The sequence below is a fragment of the Paraburkholderia fungorum genome, from assembly GCF_046027605.1.
Lineage (GTDB): Bacteria > Pseudomonadota > Gammaproteobacteria > Burkholderiales > Burkholderiaceae > Paraburkholderia > Paraburkholderia fungorum_F.
The window spans coordinates 179,015-195,065 of the sequence record NZ_JAQQEF010000015.1; the positions used below are offsets into that span (position 1 = coordinate 179,015).

The following is a 16,051-nucleotide window of genomic DNA, read 5'->3' on the forward strand; positions in this document are numbered from 1 at the left end:
CGACGTTTGCTCGACATCGCGACGATGGTGTGAGTACTTCGGTCCACAATTTGACGGTATGACGGAGTGGATTATGAAAATCGTGGCAAAAAGTTTTTTGATGTCGGCGCTGGTAATCGGGCTGACCGGTGCGGCTTATGCGCAGTCGGCAAACCTGGGCGCCCATGGCATGGTCGGTTTGCAGGCAGCTGGGATCAACGGCGCGGGGACGGGGCTGGGGACGGGAATGGGGACGGGTTTGGGCACGGGCGCGGCAAGTCCGAGCCCGATGCCCGGCGCGGGTACGATGGGCCGTTCCACTGCGATCGGCGCAACCGGCAGCGTTGGCTCGAGCCCGGCGCTCAACAATATGCGGGCGAACGGCACCAGCCTGAATATGAATCCGGATCCTCGTGCACCGAATGTAACGGGTAGAGCGTTCGGATCGCAGTAGTCACTCAGCCCGAATCAGTTGCACAACAATACGCTTTGCCGATGCAAGATGTTCCACCGTCATTGATCGCGCAAGGCGCGCGTTGCCGGCCTCGCAGGCTTCGAGAATCTTCAGATGCTCGTCCTGGAAGGCCGGCGTATCGGCGAGCAGCGTGCTTTGCAATCGTTCGTAACGTTCGACCTGAGCGCGCAACTCGCGGATCGCTTTCAATTGCCGGCCGTTCTCACACGGGCGGTATAGCAATTCATGAAACTCGCGATTCAGTTCGCCCTGTCTTTGCGCCGTATCGGCGTCGCCCAGCAGCCGATGAACGAGTTCGGCGCGCGATAACGTCTCGGTGTCCATGCGCTTGACTGCGTGAAAGATGGCGTCCCCTTCGAGCAACATACGCAGGCGGTAGATCTCGTCGAGATCGGACTCCGTCAGGGTTCGCACAACGGCGCCGCGATTGCGCATGAGTTCGACCAACCCTTCGCCCTCGAGCTTTTGTATGGCCTCTCGCATCGGTACCCGGCTCACGCCGAATCGATCGGCGAGTTCGCGCTCGACCAGCCGTGCACCGTCCTCCAGTTCACCCGCCGCGATCAGTTCTCGTAGTGAGACGGCGATGGCATCGGCTGTCGAATCCAGTTTGTGGTCCATCTGCGGTGAGTCCTTGGATACTTGTCGTTTGGAATAATGGTATACCAAAACCGGTGCGTGCGTATAGAATGCATGCGTGGCTAATTCGAATCCTGGTTGATGGAAAGGAGAGTGGCATGGCGCACGGTGAGCACAAATATGCGGTATCGGTGCAGTGGACAGGCAATCGCGGCAGCGGCACCTCGGGATATCGTGATTACGGTCGGGACCACATCATCGCGGCGGGGAGCAAGCCCGAGATTCCCGGATCATCGGACGCGGCGTTTCTCGGCGACGCGAACCGGTGGAATCCGGAAGACTTGCTGGTCGCCTCGGCATCTGCCTGCCACAAGCTCTGGTATCTGCATCTTTGCTCGGATGCGGGAATCGTTGTTGTGAGCTATCGCGACAACGCCGAAGGCACAATGCTTGATACGCCGGAGCAGGGCCGCTTTTCGCAGATCGTTCTGCGTCCGCACGTCGTCATTCGGGGCGGCGATGTCGAGCTGGCCACGCGTTTGCACCATGTCGCGCATGAGAAGTGCTATATCGCGAACTCCGTCAACTTTCCTGTTTTGTGCGAACCGGAAATTGCAGCGGAAGCAGCATGATGCGCGCGCGGCGTTGACTTAATGCAGCAACGTCATCTGTACGACCTTCACGATGACAAGCGCGACGGCCACGATCAGATAACCGCGCAGCACACCCATCCAGACGCGTTTGGACAGCGTCAGTTGCGGCGCCGGCAGTTGTTCCAGCGGCGGCATGCGCCACGTATTGCGCACATCTTTCGAAAGCGGTTGCTCGCGAGCGGAAGCCGCGGGAGCCCCGGCATTCGTCGCTGCGGGCCGCAGCCTGCGAAGCGTCACGGTTGCAGCGTAGCCGACAACGGCCAGTAGCGTGCCGCCCGCCAGCACTTCGAGAATCGCTTCGCCGGTAATGTCCGGATACATCACCGACGCAGTCAGGATGATCGAGAGCATGACGAGCACCCAGACAACTGCGCCGGTGAAAAAGTTGAGCTTTTTCGAGTTCACCCATGGGCCGAGAACGGCGCGGTCGTTGCACAACAGCAGCAGAAACACCGTTGCGCTCGGAAGCAGCACCCCTGCGAGTGTCTGCACCGCTTCAGTCAGGAGTCCGAGCGGGCTGCCTGGAATCAATACCAGCGCCGCCGCGGCCGCGATAATGCCGAAGTAGACGAGGTAGAAGCCTTTTGCGTCCGATACACCGCGGTGCAGCGAGTGGCGAATCTTGAACACGTCGCCAATTGCGTAAGCGGTGGACAGCGAGACGGCCGCCGCGCCGATGATGCAGGCATCGAGCAACGCGATCGCGAAGAGCACCGCGGGAGTGCGGCCGGCATATCTTTCGAGGCCGGCGATCACGCCGCCCGCATCCGTGAAATTGCCGAACTCCGGTTTGCCTGCGTACAGCGCGGCGCAAAACGAGATCATGGCCACCGCGCCGATCATCACGAAGACGATGCCGATCCACAAATCGGCTTTCTCATACTTCATGAAGCGCGGCGTGATGCGTTTATCCACGATATAGCTCTGCTGGAAAAACAGCTGCCACGGCGCGACCGTGGTGCCGACAATGCCGATCACGAGCAACATCACATCGCTCAGTTTCGAATGGGCGGGCCAGTTCGGAATCACCAGATCACGCGCGATCTGGCCGACAGGCGGATGAATCGATACGAGCACGGGGACGAGCAGCAGGCTCAACAGACAGAGCGCGACCGCGAAGCGCTCGAAGCGCCGGAAGTTGCCTGTACTGACCGCGGCCATCGTCACTGCCGCGGCGATGCAGACGCCAGCCACTTTCGAAATGCCGAAGAAACCGAGCACGAACGTGATGCCGATGAACTCGGTCACGATGGTGAGCGCGTTCAATATGAACAGATCGACAACGCTGAATGCGCCCCAGAACTTGCCGAAGCGTTCGAAGATCAGTCGTGCATGGCCCACGCCCGTCACCGCGCCGAGGCGTAGCACCATTTCCTGATTGACGAAGAGAACGGGCACGAGCAGCAGCATGGTCCACAGCAAGGCGGTGCCGTAATTCTGCCCCGCCTGCGTGTAGGTGCCGAAGGCGCCGGCATCGTTGTCGCCGACCATCACGATGAGACCCGGTCCGAGAATCGCGAGCAGCGTTCGGATGCGGGCCCACCAGTTGTTGCGCGGTGCGGTGTCGTGATGCGCGATAGTGCCGAGCGCGCCTTTGATGTCGCCGAGATGAGCTTCGTCGAGAACGGCGCTGCGTGGTGGTGAGACGTTGATTGGAGTGGACATTTCCAGCCGCCTGAGTAGGTCTGATTTTTGTGCAGTGGCGCGCCTTCGGGATCCGCAGCGCACGTGTCGTCGAATGGGGACGAGCGACGGCGCTGCATGCGGTTGCGAAAGCGTGCGGGTACTGACAGCGGGTCGTTACGAAGCCGAGGGCGGAACGGAGTGCGGGAAAAGCGCTTTGACGCGGTGCCAGGACACGGCGAGCCAGTGCGGCTTGACGCTGTGAAGCGCGAGTGCGGCGTCGCTATGGATATGCGTTTGCTGACGGGGTGGTACGAGGATGGCGATGTACATGGTATTTCTCCGTGCGTATGGCTCTACGCGGATCGCGGAAAGCCAGCAGACACGGAGCGCGGCCGGCGCTATGCGCGTGGCGGCGAAGGTCTACTCACTTTCCTCGGGCAAAAAAAAGACTGCGCGGCAATTGAGCGGCATAAGGGGTAACTGTCACTGTCCGGCATCGCGGCTCCTTATTGGTGTTGCTTATTGGTGGATCGGTGTTGTTCATCGACGTTGCTTATCGACGTTGCTCATCCACGTTGAGTACGCACGTGTTTATCCACGCGCCCGGCCGCGCCGGAGTTCGAACGGATCGAACCGGCGTGAGCGAACGCAGCCGCGAGTGGATGCTCGCGACGCCATGCCATACGGACGCGGGGACGCACGAACGCAAGACATGCGTCGAGCGCGGCGCGACCGAATGGCGCTGCTTAAGGTGCACGGAGAGAGTGATTACGGCGCGCACCGTCTGCCTGCTGGCAAGACGGCGGCTAAAAAGAGAGCGCGGGCGTCGGGCTGGTCAGGCAGTGAAGCTGTTCGAAAATCGACTACTGCTGGTGTCCAAGGCAATGGCCCCGTTTGTGATGACGGGCGAATTTTATGCACTCCCGCAATCAGAAGTCAACATGCTTCGTTAAACGAAGCAAATATTCTTCTTTTATGCGTGGGACAGCGCGCTTAGTCGTCTCTGGACGGCCTGAGTCTTTCAGAAATGACAGGAAGGACAGGTGGATGAAGGGCACAGGTGTAGCGGGACTAAGACGGCCCGGTGTCGGTCGAAGGGCGGCCGTAAACTTCGGAGTGCGATTGCTCTTATGCGGCTTGTGCTCGCGATTTTATAAGTGTGCCGAAGCAGCGCGTCGGAAACGAAACGATTGTCGGATGTGGGCCAAGAGCGGTTTTGAGTAGCCAGGGTTGATTGACCCACCGCGCTTCTGAACGCAGCAACGCGTTGAAACGGGAGGGCCGTGCGGAGCGGGTAGGGACGCACCGGCCTTGCGGTGATTCCACGTCAAAGACGTTGATACGCAACTAACGGTCAAGTCCGGCAAGCACCTCCGAATAGCGCGACGACCGCCTCAGTGAAAACCGATGACGGCCACCGCTCGCGTGCTACTCAGCGGCTATGCAGTGAAGAGAACCGCTAAGCCACTCAACGATTGCCGTCAAGCAGATCGCCGAGCAATTCGTCGAATGCGGCTTGAGCGTCTTCGAGTTCCTGCAAGGCAGCGTCGAAGGTTTGCAGCGCGAACTGCGAAGGCTGGCCGGGGCCGGCCGGCGGAAATTGCGATTGCAGCGATGCGAAGGCCGCCTGGACCCGTTTGGTTGCGGTCAATACGCGCTCCATCGCGGCTGTTTCTTCGGCTCTTGCCTTTTCGTGATCCATGAAAACTCCGTGCTCGTCTGGTCGGCTCGCGCCGTATCAAATGGGTGACTATGCCATGTCTGCATTCAGGACAGCGGCAGCCCGCCGTTAGCCTTCACTTCCCGCAGGGACAACGCCGATTCCACCGACGTCACGCCAGGCAGGCTGCGCATCTCGTCGCGCATAAAAGTGCCGTAGTCGTCGAGATCGCGCGCGACCACTTGCAAGATGTAGTCGGCGCTGCCCGATACGTTGTGACATGTCAGAATTCGCGGGATTGCCTGCACCTCGCGCTCGAAACGGGTCGCCACCGCGCGGTCGTGCACGGCAAAACGCACGTAAACAAACGCGACCACGCCGAGGCCGAGGGCGGAGCGCGAAAGCATCGCGCGGTACTGGTCGATATAGCCGTCGTGCTCGAGGCGCTTGAGGCGGCGCGCGCAAGGCGTCTCGCTCAGGCCGACCATTTCGGCCAGGCGTGCATTCGACATGCGGCCGTCGTTCTGCAACGCGGCGAGGATCGCGCGATCTGTTTTATCGAGGTCGGTTGACATGACTTTGGGGGCGCTTACCTGTGCGCTTCCTTGTATTAGCGGAAAACATGGCTGGGGGATGGGATATTAGCGCATTCCTCCAGGGCTGAAGCGCCGATGCACTGCATTTCGCCAGTAAACCCTCCGCCGACGATAGCAAAATAGAACCCTTAAAAATAAGAGGTTTCTATGATTTCCGCACACCTTCTAGTCGTCTATATCGCTGCGTTGTTGGTGGTTTATGCCGTGCCGGGTCCCGACATGGCGCTGGTTTTACAGACCAGTATCGGGCGCGGCATGCGCAGTGGCTTCGCGGCAGCGGGCGGGTTGGGCGTCGCGCGTGCGACGCACGTCACGCTGTCGGCATGTGGCGTGGCGGCGCTGTTGCGCAGTGCGCCCTGGCTATACGACGTGGTGCGTTACGGCGGCGCGGTGTATCTGGCGTGGGTCGGCATTCAGATCTTCCGCTCACCTGTGTTCGCGTTGCCTGAGGGCGGTGCGGTGGGTGTCGAGTCGCGGCCTTTGCATGCCGCTTTCGTCAAGGGTTTGCTAACCAATCTGTTGAACCCGAAAGCGCTGCTGTTCTGTTCGGTGCTGCTGCCGCAGTTCGTGCGTCCCGAGGGCGGACCGGTTGCGCTACAGATGGTCGAACTGGGTCTGGTACTGCTCGCCATCGGCGCGTGTTTCGACGCCATGTACGCGATCGGCGCCGCACGAATCGCCGGCTGGATGCGGGCTCATCCTCTTGCGCAGACACTGCAGCGTTGGACTTTCTCCGCGGCGCTGATCGGCTTCGCGCTGCGGCTCTCGCTTGACTGACGTGCGGCGGTGATGATGGCGCGCCGGGTTGGGTTCGAGGATCGCTTAAACGGACGATCGCTTAAGCCACGAGGCCAAACCGTTCCAAGATCACGCGCCGCTGCTCACTTTCGCAATTTATGCTCCCGGCGCGAACGATCCTCGATGATTTTCCGGCGATGCTTGTCTTTCATCTTCTTCCAGCTTTTACATTCGTCGCGAGTGCGTAGACAGCCGATGCAAAGGCCGGTTTTATCGTCGAACTTGCAGATGTCGATACAGGGGGACGCGATACTCATGACAGGCAGGCAATAGGGGGAAAGTTGCGACGACTCTCGCATGCGTCATGCCCGCGCGCAAAGTGATTGTGTTAATAAAGCCGATAGACTGCTGCGCACAGTCACGCGGCAACACAACCACTCGCTTCTATCTTCGATGAAAATTTTTCTGCTTTATGCCGTGACCGCCGTGGCCGAGATCGTCGGCTGCTACTTGCCCTGGCGTTGGATAAAGGAGGGCGGCTCGGTCTGGCTGCTGGTGCCTGGCGCGCTCAGCCTCGCTTTGTTCGCCTGGCTGTTGACGCTGCATGGCACCGCCGCAGGCCGCGTATACGCGGCTTACGGCGGTGTGTATGTGGCGGTGGCTATCGCGTGGCTATGGTGCGTCGACAAAGTGCGCCCCACGCTGTGGGATGCGGCCGGCGTGGCGTTCACTCTGGCGGGCATGGCGATCATCGCGTTCCAACCACGCGTTTGATGCTCGTCGTGCATGGCCTGTGCGTAGCCTATGGGTGGCTTATGCTTTGGGGCGTGAGCGGTTCATGCGTACCTTATCCGCGGCTCATGTATGGATCATGCGCGGTTCACACGCGACCGCAGAGTGGTTCACGCGAGGCGCGTGAACCACATGTGGCCCGCGTGCTGCTCATGCCGCATTCACGTGCCGCTCGATCAATAGCACACGCGATAGCACGCCCACATACTTACTTGATACCGCCCAGATAGTCGAGCTTGCCGAGTTCGACGCCGTTGTGACGCAGAATGTCATACGCCGTCGTGACGTGAAAATAGAAGTTCGGCAGCACGAAACCGAGCAGATACGACAGCCCCGTGAATTCGATCGGGCCGCTGCGCATTTTCAGCGTGATCTCACGCTCTTCCGATCCGTCGATCTGTTGCGCATTGAATTCCTTCAGATAATCAATCGTCTTTTGAAGGCGGGCATGGAGTTCGTCGAAGGTCTGTTCGACGTCGTCGAACTTCGGCGCTTCGACACCGGCCAGACGCGCGGCGCAGCCCTTTGCCGTATCGCTCACGATATAGACCTGGCGCACCAGCGGCAGCATGTCCGGCGCGAGCCGGGCGTTCGTGAACACGGACGGGTCGATCTGTTTTTCGGCAGCGTGCGCCTGGGCCTTGCCGAGAATGACTTGCAGGTTGGTCATGCCGCGCACCAGCACGGGCAATGAGGCTTGATACATCGAAATTGACATGGGTTCCTCTGATTCTCCGATCGTGCGCGCGGGTGGCGCGCGAGGCGCTGCAACGGCTGGATTGCCGCTTCAGCATCATAGCGCGCGCGCTGCACGATGCGCATTGATCCAGCCAGGCGTTAGCCATTCGGACAACTGCCGCCCGCACCGGAACTGTGTTCGAATGCATGGGTCGGACGATTTGGCGCAGTCCTTGAAACAACGAGCCGGCGCGGGTCGCGCGGCGGTGAGTTCGTGCAGGCGCGTGCCGTGCCTTGGGGTCCCCCTCGCGGCTCGCGCCGTCACGCTAACAGGAGAATCGACACCATGGTCAATAGACAAACGCTGCCGGGCAGCGAGCGCACGGTAGAGCAAGGTTCGAAAGTTATCGGGCAATGCGATCCGGCGGAACGGATCGAGGTTTTCGTGATGCTGCGCCGGCAGCAGCAGGCGCAGTTCAACGCACTGATGAGCAAGATCGAAGCGGGCGACCCGAGCGTCAAGCCCCTTTCGCGCGAAGCATTCGCCAAAGATTACGGCGCCGCGCCGGAAGACATTGCCAAGGTCAAAGCCTTTGCCACCGCCCACGGCTTGACGGTGGTCCGAGAGGATCCCGCGGCGCGCCAGGTGTTGTTGAGCGGCACGATCGCACAGTTTCAGACGGCCTTCGGCGTGAAACTGGAGCATTACCAGCATCACAACGCGGGCCAGTTCCGTGGCCGCACCGGCACGATCAGCGTGCCGGACGATCTGCATGGTGTCGTGGAGGCCGTGCTCGGGCTCGATAACCGGCCTCAGGCGCGGCCGCACTTTCGCATCCGGCCGCCGTTCCAGCCGGCCAAGGGGCATCAGGCGTCCTTTACGCCGCTGCAGCTCGCATCGTTGTATCAGTTTCCGCAAAGCGACGGCAAGGGCGAATGTGTCGGCATCATCGAACTCGGCGGAGGGTATAACACGTCCGACCTCAAGACTTACTTTGGGAGCCTTGGGGTTGCCTCGCCAACGGTGAAATCAGTGGGCGTCGATCAGGGCAGCAATCAGCCGAGCGGCGACCCGAACGGGCCAGACGGCGAAGTCACGCTCGACATCGAGATCGTCGGCGCGATCGTGCCTGGCGCGGCGATCGCGGTCTATTTCACGCAGAACAGCGACGCCGGCTTTATCGACGCGGTGAGCCGCGCGGTGCATGACACGGCCAACAAACCGTCGGTTGTCTCGATCAGTTGGGGCGCGCCGGAGTCGAGCTGGACCAGCCAGTCGATCCAGGCTTTCAACAGCGTGCTGCAAACAGCAGCGGCTCTGGGTGTGACTGTGTGCGCGGCATCCGGTGATAGCGGTTCGAGCGATGGTTCTGGCGGCGGCGATCAGGTCGACTTTCCGGCGTCGAGCCCCTATGTGCTGGCATGCGGCGGCACGAACCTGACGGCGTCGGGCACTTCGATCTCGCGTGAGGTGGTGTGGAACGACGGCGAGGAGGGCGGCGCGGGCGGCGGTGGCGTGAGCCAGGCCTTTCCTGTGCCGGTATGGCAAAAGGGCCTGTCGGTCACCTCATCGAGCGGCGGCAAGAAGGCGCTCAGCGGGCGTGGCGTGCCCGACGTGGCCGGCGATGCGTCGCCTGTCACCGGCTATAACGTATTGATCGACGGTACGCAGACGGTGGTCGGCGGCACCAGCGCGGTCGCGCCGCTGTGGGCGGCGTTGATTGCGCGGGTCAATGCGGCGAAAGGGCAGCCGGCCGGCTTCATCAACCCGAAGTTGTACAAGGCGCCGGGCGCGTGCAACGACATCACGCAAGGCAACAACGGCAGCTTTGCCGCGTCGAAGGGCTGGGATGCATGCACGGGTCTCGGCAGCCCCAATGGCCAGAAGGTGGCGGCGGCACTATAGTCTGATGAGCCGCCGGTCGGTTCGCGGCGAGCCTGGCTGGCTGTCGGCTGAGGGACCGCCGGTCGTTCGCGGCGGGTCCCAAGGCGCGCCGCGTTCAGGCCGCAGGCGGCACGGTGCAAGGCTTCAGGAGACACGGGCGCCACAGACGCCACAGGCACCGCGAGACACACACGAGACACCAAGACGTTAACGAACCCATGGAGCGATCATGACGAACCCCGAGTCAGCTTCCGTTAGTCCGCAGTCGTCAGACAGTACGCATGCTTCGTCCGCAAAGGCTGCCGTCGGCACGTCGCGTCAAGCCGGCGATCAGCCGTTTTTCGATCCGGTTGCTTACGGCAACGGTCCGGACGACTCCGTTACCGACACCGCTGAAGCAGCCGCGCTCACGCACCATTCCACCACGATCGGCGGCCACAAGATCAACTACACGGCGACAGTGGGGCACCTCGTCATTGTCGACCCGAGCAGTTCGCAGCCCGACGCCAAAATGTTCTACGTCGCGTTCACGCAGGACAACCAGAAGGAGGAAACGCGCCCGGTGACTTTCTTCTACAACGGCGGCCCGGGCTCGTCCTCGGTGTTCGTGTTGCTGGGCTCGTTCGCGCCACGCCGCATCAAGACATCGATGCCGGGCTTTACGCCGCCCGCGCCCTACGCGATGGAAGACAACCCGGACAGCCTGCTCGACAAGAGCGACCTCGTCTTTATCAACCCGGTCGGCACCGGCTATTCGGCGGCAATTGCGCCGAAAAAGAACCGCGACTTCTGGGGCGTCGACCAGGATGCCGACTCGATCAAGCAGTTCATCAAGCGCTTTCTGACCAAAAACAATCGCTGGAATTCGCCGAAGTATCTGTATGGCGAGTCTTATGGCACGGCCCGCAGCTGTGTCCTTGCCTACCGTCTGCATGAAGACGGCGTCGACCTGAACGGCGTCACGCTGCAATCGTCGATTCTCGATTACACGCAATCCGGCAACCCGGTCGGCGTGTTGCCCACCGCCGCCGCGGACGCGTGGTATCACAAGAAACTCGGTATCGCGCCGCGGCCGACCGACCTCGGCGTGTTTGCCGAAGAAGTGGCGCAATTTGCGCGTACCGACTATCTGGCGGCGCTGCGCAAGTTTCCCACCACGGATTCCGCAACCGTCGAGAAACTCAGCGAATACACCGGTATCGACAAGACGACCTTGCTTGCCTGGAGCCTCGATGTCGCGTCATACGACAGCCGTGGCAATTCCCTGTTCCTGACCACGTTGCTGAAATCGCAGGGTCTCGCGCTCGGCGAGTATGACGGTCGCGTGACGGCAATCAGCACGGGCATTGCCGGCAAGATCGACCCGAATTCCGGCGGCAACGATCCGACCATGACGGCGGTAACTGGCGTGTACACGACCATGTGGAACGTGTATCTCAACGAACAATTGAAATACACGTCGAATTCGGCGTTTACCGATCTCAACGATCAGGCATTCAAGTACTGGGACTTCGGCCACATCGATCCGACCGGCGCGCAGAAGGGGCTCGACGCGAAGGGCAACATCATTCTGTACACCGCCGGCGACCTTGCCGCGGTGATGGCGCTCAATCCCGACCTGAAGGTCCTGTCGGCGAACGGTTTCTTCGACTACGTCACGCCGTTCTATCAGACCGTGATCGATCTGCAGGAAATGCCGCTTCTCAGCCAGCAGGTGCGGCAGAATCTGTCGGCGCGTTTTTATCCGTCGGGGCATATGGTCTATCTCGACGGCGGCTCGCGTACTGCGCTCAAGGCGGACCTCGCCAGTATGTATGACGCAACGGTGTCCAATACTCAGGCGCTCGGGCGTATCCGTGCGTTGCAGGCGCGAGTGGCGAGCAAGCCGAAGTAAGCGCTGCTGGCGCAGGGCCCGAGCGGCGCGCAGGCTGGCGCGTTGCCTTTTTAAGCAGCGCTTCGGCGCGGCCTTGCAACGTGCATTTACGTATGGCAAGACCGCGCCGGCAGACAACTTGAGCGCACCAGAAGGCGTCGGCATGAACCCGCGCAAATGCGTCTATTTCGCGCGGGGGATATTGGATGTGTTTTAATTAGTCTGCGAATTGAACTATTGCGCGCCGCTACCGGCGCGCCGAAGAATGAACGCAGGCAATGCAGACACGCGTCGCGGCATCCATTACCGCGACGCAACCAGCATGACATATCAGGCCACTCCACCGACGCACCCGCGTGGGCGCGTCGTCGCGCGTCGTGGCGGCATCGCCCGCACAACGCGCGTTGCGATGCTGCTCGGCTTCGCTGTCGTACTCGCTTTGCGCGTCGGTGCAGTCCGGGCCCAGGATGCAGCAATGCTCGACGAGCGCGTCACGCAGCAGTCGGTCGGCGAAACGATTTGCCGGCCCGGCTATGCGGACACGGTCGCACCGCCGTTCGACGAGTTGATGGCACACAAGGACCGCATGCTGGCCGCGCGTGGCATCGATGCCGGCAGAGGTCAGGGTTTCGCGCTGGACCGGCGCGTGCCCATTGTGCTCGGCGGCGCGCCGGATGCACCCTCCAATCTCGATCTTCTGCCGTGGGCAGGCCACGAGGGCGAGCGCCGCAAGGCGCGCGCCGCGGTCATGCTCAAGCGCTGCGTTTGCGAGGGGAAACTGAGCCTCGCGGAGGCGCAAGCCGCGATTGTCGGTAACTGGTCGGTGGTCTATTCGGGCTTCAGCCAGACGTCTTGCGACGTGAGCCGTCTCGATGTCGCGACCGGCGAGAGCAACGCACGAAGCGACGGCCGCGACGGTGTGCCATGAGGCTGCCTGTCTCAGTCCGCGTCGATCAGGTGGTTGATTCGCATGCTTCCAGCCGCGCCTCTGGCAGCGCGCTGTCCCTACTTATTCTCGGAGAATCACCATGACGCATTCACGCCTTGCCGCACTGGCACTCACTGTCGGCTGTCTGTTTGGCAGCGCCGCGGCGCTTGCCGCCGAACCCGTGCGCTGCGGCGGTGCCGGCTCGCTGCAGATCCGCGGCGATGTGCCCGCGGCAATCAGTTTCGACGTGTACCGGCAATTGCGGCCGTTGAACGCGCAGCGGGTCGCGCTGTTCCAGGCAGCCGGGGAGGTGAAACGCCTGCCGGACGGGCTCGCGGTATGCGAAGTTGCCGACGACGGCGTCGACGATCCGTCCGCCGTGCTGGTTCAGGTGCCGCATGGCAAGAATGCGTGGTGGGTGAGCGCCGCCAACGTGCAAGCGGCGGACTGATCCAGACGGTCAGCGCGCCTTTGCGCACGTCCCCGGAGGATGTCAGTGGGCGATGCGTAGCGCAGCCCGGTTTTTGCGACCAGCGTCTGCGTCTGACGCCCGTGGCGGGCCTGCATCACTAAATGAACATGTGTTTTGCTATTTTTACTGCTGTTTATTCAGGTACAGTGCACTAACGGCAGATTTTAAGATCCGTCTTTTACGGCATTGTGTCGCATCGCTTTTGTTGTCGATTGTGACTATCCTGAAAACAGGACGAAATTCGAAGGGGAGATTTAAATGATTGCCTTCTATCTGTCATTGGCTGCGTTGGGTGCGGCTGGCGCTGCGTTGATTCGCCAACTCGCTGCCGCTCAGGAGAAACAGCGTGCCGCACTGCGCCCGGTGCGCGTGCATACCGCGGATCGCGGCTCTCGCCGAGGGTAGGCCGCATGAACCTGATCGTGCGCAATATCGCGGAATCGTGCAGCGAGCAGGAAGTACGGGATTTTCTCAAGCATGAGCTTGGGCATTACGCGAAAAATATCGAGGTGGTCGATGCCGGGAAGCCTACCGCCTACGCCACGGTCGAGTTGGACGCGGACGTGCCCTATGTGGGCGAGGTGATCGCGCGTCAGATCCACGGCAAGCAATTGGGCGGCTTGACGCTTGAGGCGAGTGCCGATCTGTTCAGCGACGACGAGTCGCCGCCTGCTCACTGAACTCGTCGCGACGGGGCGTCTTGTCGCGAGGGCGCGCGCCAAAGCGTCGAATGGGGAGCGCACGCGGCGTCTGGCGCATTTTTGACGTGCATCCTCTCCCCGCATTCTCGTTATTGCACGTCTTCTCTCATTCCCCGCCTGCTTTCACCGGCCAGTCGAACGGCGTGTAAGGCAGCGCCCGCTTGTGCCGCGTGACATCGTAGAAACGCAAGATCGTTTCGCGCGCGGCGTCGCTCACCGGTTTGTCTTCCAGAAAGTCGTCGATGTCGTCGTAAGGGATGCCGTAGGCGTCTTCGTCCGGCCGTTGTGGGCGCAACATTTCGAGGTCGGCGGTCGGCACTTTGTGCGCCAGCGCCTCGGGCGCGCCCAAGGCTTTGGACAGTGCCCGCACCCGGCGCTTGTTCAGGCCGGTGAGCGGCAGCACATCGGCGCCCCCGTCGCCGAACTTCGTGAAAAATCCCATCACCGATTCGGCCGCGTGGTCCGTGCCGATCACCACGCCGGCCCGCGCACTGGCGAGCGCGTACTGCGCAATCATCCGCTGCCGTGCCTTGATATTGCCGTGCACGAAATCCTGCTGTGAGTCGTCGTTAAATCGCACGTTGCTGTTGTTGTTCAGCGCGGCGAGCATTGCATCGGCGGCAGGTTTGATATCGATGGTGAGATTTTCGTCCGCCCGAATGAAACTCAGGGCCTGCTGCGCGTCGGCTTCGTCTTTTTGCACGCCGTAGGGCAGACGGATCGCGACGAAGCGCGCGTCGTAATGTTCGGCGCGCAGCCGTTCGACCGCGAGTTGCGCAAGCCGGCCGGCGGTGGTCGAATCGACGCCGCCGCTGATGCCGAGCACGTAGGTTTTCAGGCCGTTGCTGCGCAGATAGTTAGCCAGAAAAGCAACCCGGCGCTCGATTTCCTGTGCGGCGTCGAACCCGGCGGCGACGTGCATTTCCGCTGCGATGCTGGCCTGGCGTGCGGCTGGGTCATGTTGCGTCATGTTCGTCTTTCCTCGATGTGGAGTGGTGCGCATCTCGATGTCTTAACGCCCGTGCGGCTGCAGGAGCGGCAGCGCCACGAACGCACCGGTTCTGCGGGCATGATGTGACAAATCAATCTCGCGGCTTTATCGCGGGATATTGGCTTTAAATTCATTTTGCGCGGCCTTTAATCAGCCGCGCGGAACGTTAGATATGGACTGTCAATGCCGTGATAGGGGTGAATGGCCGCGTCTTGATCGATAGATGCCAATGTGCTTAGCAACATCCGCGTTCCGAGCGTTGCCCGAGCCGGGGAGCAGTCAATAATAATCAGGTTTGCGCAAATACGCGATGAACCACCCCAATCGGCCAGGCCAGTCTGCACCAGGTTCAGCTACGGTTGACGAGCAAAATGTACCGCCCGCCACGCCTGACGAACGCCCGTTGGCTGGAGCGGGCCCGTGTACGCCATTCAAACTCTCAAGACCTCGCCAGCAGTACGCCCACCAGCGCCAACGCAAATCCAGCGAGCTGCACCGGCAACAGCGTTTCGCCGAAGCCGACATACCCCTCGAGGGCGGCAAGCGGCGGCGCGAGAAACATCAACGCGGTGGCACGCGCGGCATCGCCGCGCCTAACCATCCACACCAGCAAGGTCACGCTGATCCCGGACAGCATCACGATGCCCCACGCCAGCGACGCCCACAAAGCGGCCGATGGAATCCAACGATGCTCGCCGAGCGCCAGCGCAAGCATTGCCGCAACCACCGCCGCGCCGAAATTCTGCACGGCACTTGCGCTGCGGATATCGGCCTTGGCCAGCGAAGTCTTCTGGAACAACGTGCCCGCGGTGATTGCGCCGATCGCGAGGATCGAGATGAGCACGACCAGCCACGGCGGCGCGTGGCCGTGTTGGGTGGGCGGCGCGCCCGCAGCGAGTTTGGGTCCGAGAACCAGCACGACGCCGGCCAGGCCGAGCGCCATGCCGATCCAGCCGCGCCGCGATAGTCGCTCGCCAAACAGCGGTGCTGCGACGGCGGCAGTTGCGAGCGGCTGCAACGCGCCGAGCAAGGCCATCACGCCGGCGCTCAAGCCCTGGGCGACGGCCCAGTAGCCCGCGCCAAGATAGACGCCTTGCAGGAGGGCGCCCGCGAGCAGATGTTTGCCGAGATCGCGGCCGGTCGGCCAGGCGGCGCGTGCGGCGAACGCGGCAAGCGCGAAGATCAGCGCGGTGCCGGCAAAGCGCGCGAGCAGGAACAGATTGGGATCGGCGTAGGGTGTGATCGCCCGGGCGACCACGAAACCGGTCGACCACAATACGACGAATACGGCGGCGATTGACGAAGCGAGCATCGGAGACGGTCGGAGGGGAAAGCGGCCATCTTGCCGGGACACGCGGCGCGCGTCTTGTTCGAAGCTGCAATCGCGGGTGTTTTGCTCGATGGCGGATTGCCCGAGTCTCGCTT

The 16,051-nt window shown here is 61.8% G+C and carries 20 protein-coding genes; 11 read left to right on the forward strand and 9 right to left on the reverse strand.

Annotated elements, in window-relative coordinates:
- The first annotated feature begins 73 nt into the window (after nt 1-73).
- Complete coding sequence (locus PQR53_RS24210) at nt 74-433, forward strand: hypothetical protein (protein ID WP_408459457.1); 360 nt, start codon at nt 74-76, stop codon at nt 431-433.
- Here PQR53_RS24210 and PQR53_RS24215 read toward each other — a convergent pair whose 3' ends face one another.
- Complete coding sequence (locus PQR53_RS24215) at nt 434-1,075, reverse strand: GntR family transcriptional regulator (protein ID WP_408459460.1); 642 nt, start codon at nt 1,073-1,075, stop codon at nt 434-436.
- A gap of 116 nt (nt 1,076-1,191) precedes the next feature.
- Here PQR53_RS24215 and PQR53_RS24220 point away from each other — a divergent pair, with 116 nt between their 5' ends.
- A complete protein-coding gene (locus PQR53_RS24220) occupies nt 1,192-1,665 on the forward strand; it encodes an OsmC family protein (RefSeq protein WP_408459463.1) in 474 nt (157 codons plus the stop codon).
- An 18-nt stretch (nt 1,666-1,683) separates the two neighbouring features.
- On the opposite strand, the gene PQR53_RS24225 is transcribed toward PQR53_RS24220, so the two are convergent.
- Both PQR53_RS24225 and PQR53_RS24230 read right to left on the reverse strand, forming a co-directional pair.
- On the reverse strand, nt 1,684-3,351 hold the full coding sequence (locus PQR53_RS24225) for an NRAMP family divalent metal transporter (protein WP_408459464.1): 1,668 nt from the start codon (nt 3,349-3,351) through the stop codon (nt 1,684-1,686).
- A 135-nt stretch (nt 3,352-3,486) separates the two neighbouring features.
- Nucleotides 3,487-3,642 (reverse strand): hypothetical protein, encoded by a 156-nt coding sequence (locus PQR53_RS24230; RefSeq protein WP_408459467.1) that lies wholly within the window; start codon nt 3,640-3,642, stop codon nt 3,487-3,489.
- A gap of 206 nt (nt 3,643-3,848) precedes the next feature.
- Between PQR53_RS24230 and PQR53_RS24235 the strand changes: the two genes are divergently transcribed.
- Nucleotides 3,849-4,265 carry a hypothetical protein gene (locus PQR53_RS24235; RefSeq protein WP_408459470.1) on the forward strand — a complete coding sequence of 139 codons (417 nt, stop codon included), beginning with the start codon at nt 3,849-3,851 and terminating at the stop codon, nt 4,263-4,265.
- Between the two features lie 515 nt (nt 4,266-4,780).
- On the opposite strand, the gene PQR53_RS24240 is transcribed toward PQR53_RS24235, so the two are convergent.
- Nucleotides 4,781-5,014: a hypothetical protein gene (locus PQR53_RS24240; protein WP_408459473.1), complete on the reverse strand. Its 234-nt coding sequence runs from the start codon at nt 5,012-5,014 to the stop codon at nt 4,781-4,783.
- A gap of 65 nt (nt 5,015-5,079) precedes the next feature.
- Nucleotides 5,080-5,547 (reverse strand): Lrp/AsnC family transcriptional regulator, encoded by a 468-nt coding sequence (locus tag PQR53_RS24245; protein WP_408459476.1) that lies wholly within the window; start codon nt 5,545-5,547, stop codon nt 5,080-5,082.
- Between the two features lie 168 nt (nt 5,548-5,715).
- Between PQR53_RS24245 and PQR53_RS24250 the strand changes: the two genes are divergently transcribed.
- Nucleotides 5,716-6,345, forward strand: a complete 630-nt coding sequence (locus PQR53_RS24250) for a LysE family translocator (protein ID WP_408459479.1) — start codon at nt 5,716-5,718, stop codon at nt 6,343-6,345.
- A gap of 104 nt (nt 6,346-6,449) precedes the next feature.
- Here PQR53_RS24250 and PQR53_RS24255 read toward each other — a convergent pair whose 3' ends face one another.
- Complete coding sequence (locus tag PQR53_RS24255; protein ID WP_323045829.1) at nt 6,450-6,623, reverse strand: DUF1289 domain-containing protein; 174 nt, start codon at nt 6,621-6,623, stop codon at nt 6,450-6,452.
- A 136-nt stretch (nt 6,624-6,759) separates the two neighbouring features.
- On the opposite strand from PQR53_RS24255, the gene PQR53_RS24260 reads away from it, so the two are divergent.
- Nucleotides 6,760-7,080, forward strand: a complete 321-nt coding sequence (locus PQR53_RS24260) for a YnfA family protein (RefSeq protein WP_408459540.1) — start codon at nt 6,760-6,762, stop codon at nt 7,078-7,080.
- A 226-nt stretch (nt 7,081-7,306) separates the two neighbouring features.
- Here PQR53_RS24260 and PQR53_RS24265 read toward each other — a convergent pair whose 3' ends face one another.
- Nucleotides 7,307-7,816 carry a DUF1993 domain-containing protein gene (locus PQR53_RS24265; RefSeq protein WP_408459482.1) on the reverse strand — a complete coding sequence of 170 codons (510 nt, stop codon included), beginning with the start codon at nt 7,814-7,816 and terminating at the stop codon, nt 7,307-7,309.
- Nucleotides 7,817-8,122: 306 nt separating this feature from the next.
- Here PQR53_RS24265 and PQR53_RS24270 point away from each other — a divergent pair, with 306 nt between their 5' ends.
- From PQR53_RS24270 to PQR53_RS24295, 6 genes are all read left to right on the forward strand, one after another.
- Nucleotides 8,123-9,682: a S53 family peptidase gene (locus PQR53_RS24270; protein ID WP_408459485.1), complete on the forward strand. Its 1,560-nt coding sequence runs from the start codon at nt 8,123-8,125 to the stop codon at nt 9,680-9,682.
- A gap of 208 nt (nt 9,683-9,890) precedes the next feature.
- Nucleotides 9,891-11,555: a S10 family peptidase gene (locus tag PQR53_RS24275; protein WP_408459488.1), complete on the forward strand. Its 1,665-nt coding sequence runs from the start codon at nt 9,891-9,893 to the stop codon at nt 11,553-11,555.
- A gap of 244 nt (nt 11,556-11,799) precedes the next feature.
- Entirely contained in the window at nt 11,800-12,462 is a 663-nt protein-coding gene (locus PQR53_RS24280; protein ID WP_408459491.1) for a hypothetical protein, read from the forward strand.
- A gap of 100 nt (nt 12,463-12,562) precedes the next feature.
- Nucleotides 12,563-12,913, forward strand: a complete 351-nt coding sequence (locus tag PQR53_RS24285; protein WP_408459494.1) for a hypothetical protein — start codon at nt 12,563-12,565, stop codon at nt 12,911-12,913.
- 279 nt (nt 12,914-13,192) lie between these two features.
- Complete coding sequence (locus PQR53_RS24290; RefSeq protein WP_408459496.1) at nt 13,193-13,339, forward strand: hypothetical protein; 147 nt, start codon at nt 13,193-13,195, stop codon at nt 13,337-13,339.
- A 5-nt stretch (nt 13,340-13,344) separates the two neighbouring features.
- A complete protein-coding gene (locus PQR53_RS24295; RefSeq protein WP_323047900.1) occupies nt 13,345-13,614 on the forward strand; it encodes an RNA-binding protein in 270 nt (89 codons plus the stop codon).
- Nucleotides 13,615-13,741: 127 nt separating this feature from the next.
- Here PQR53_RS24295 and nadE read toward each other — a convergent pair whose 3' ends face one another.
- A complete protein-coding gene (gene nadE / locus PQR53_RS24300) occupies nt 13,742-14,605 on the reverse strand; it encodes an NAD(+) synthase (protein ID WP_408459499.1) in 864 nt (287 codons plus the stop codon).
- A 460-nt stretch (nt 14,606-15,065) separates the two neighbouring features.
- A complete protein-coding gene (locus PQR53_RS24305) occupies nt 15,066-15,938 on the reverse strand; it encodes a DMT family transporter (RefSeq protein ID WP_408459502.1) in 873 nt (290 codons plus the stop codon).
- Nucleotides 15,939-16,051: the final 113 nt, after the last annotated feature.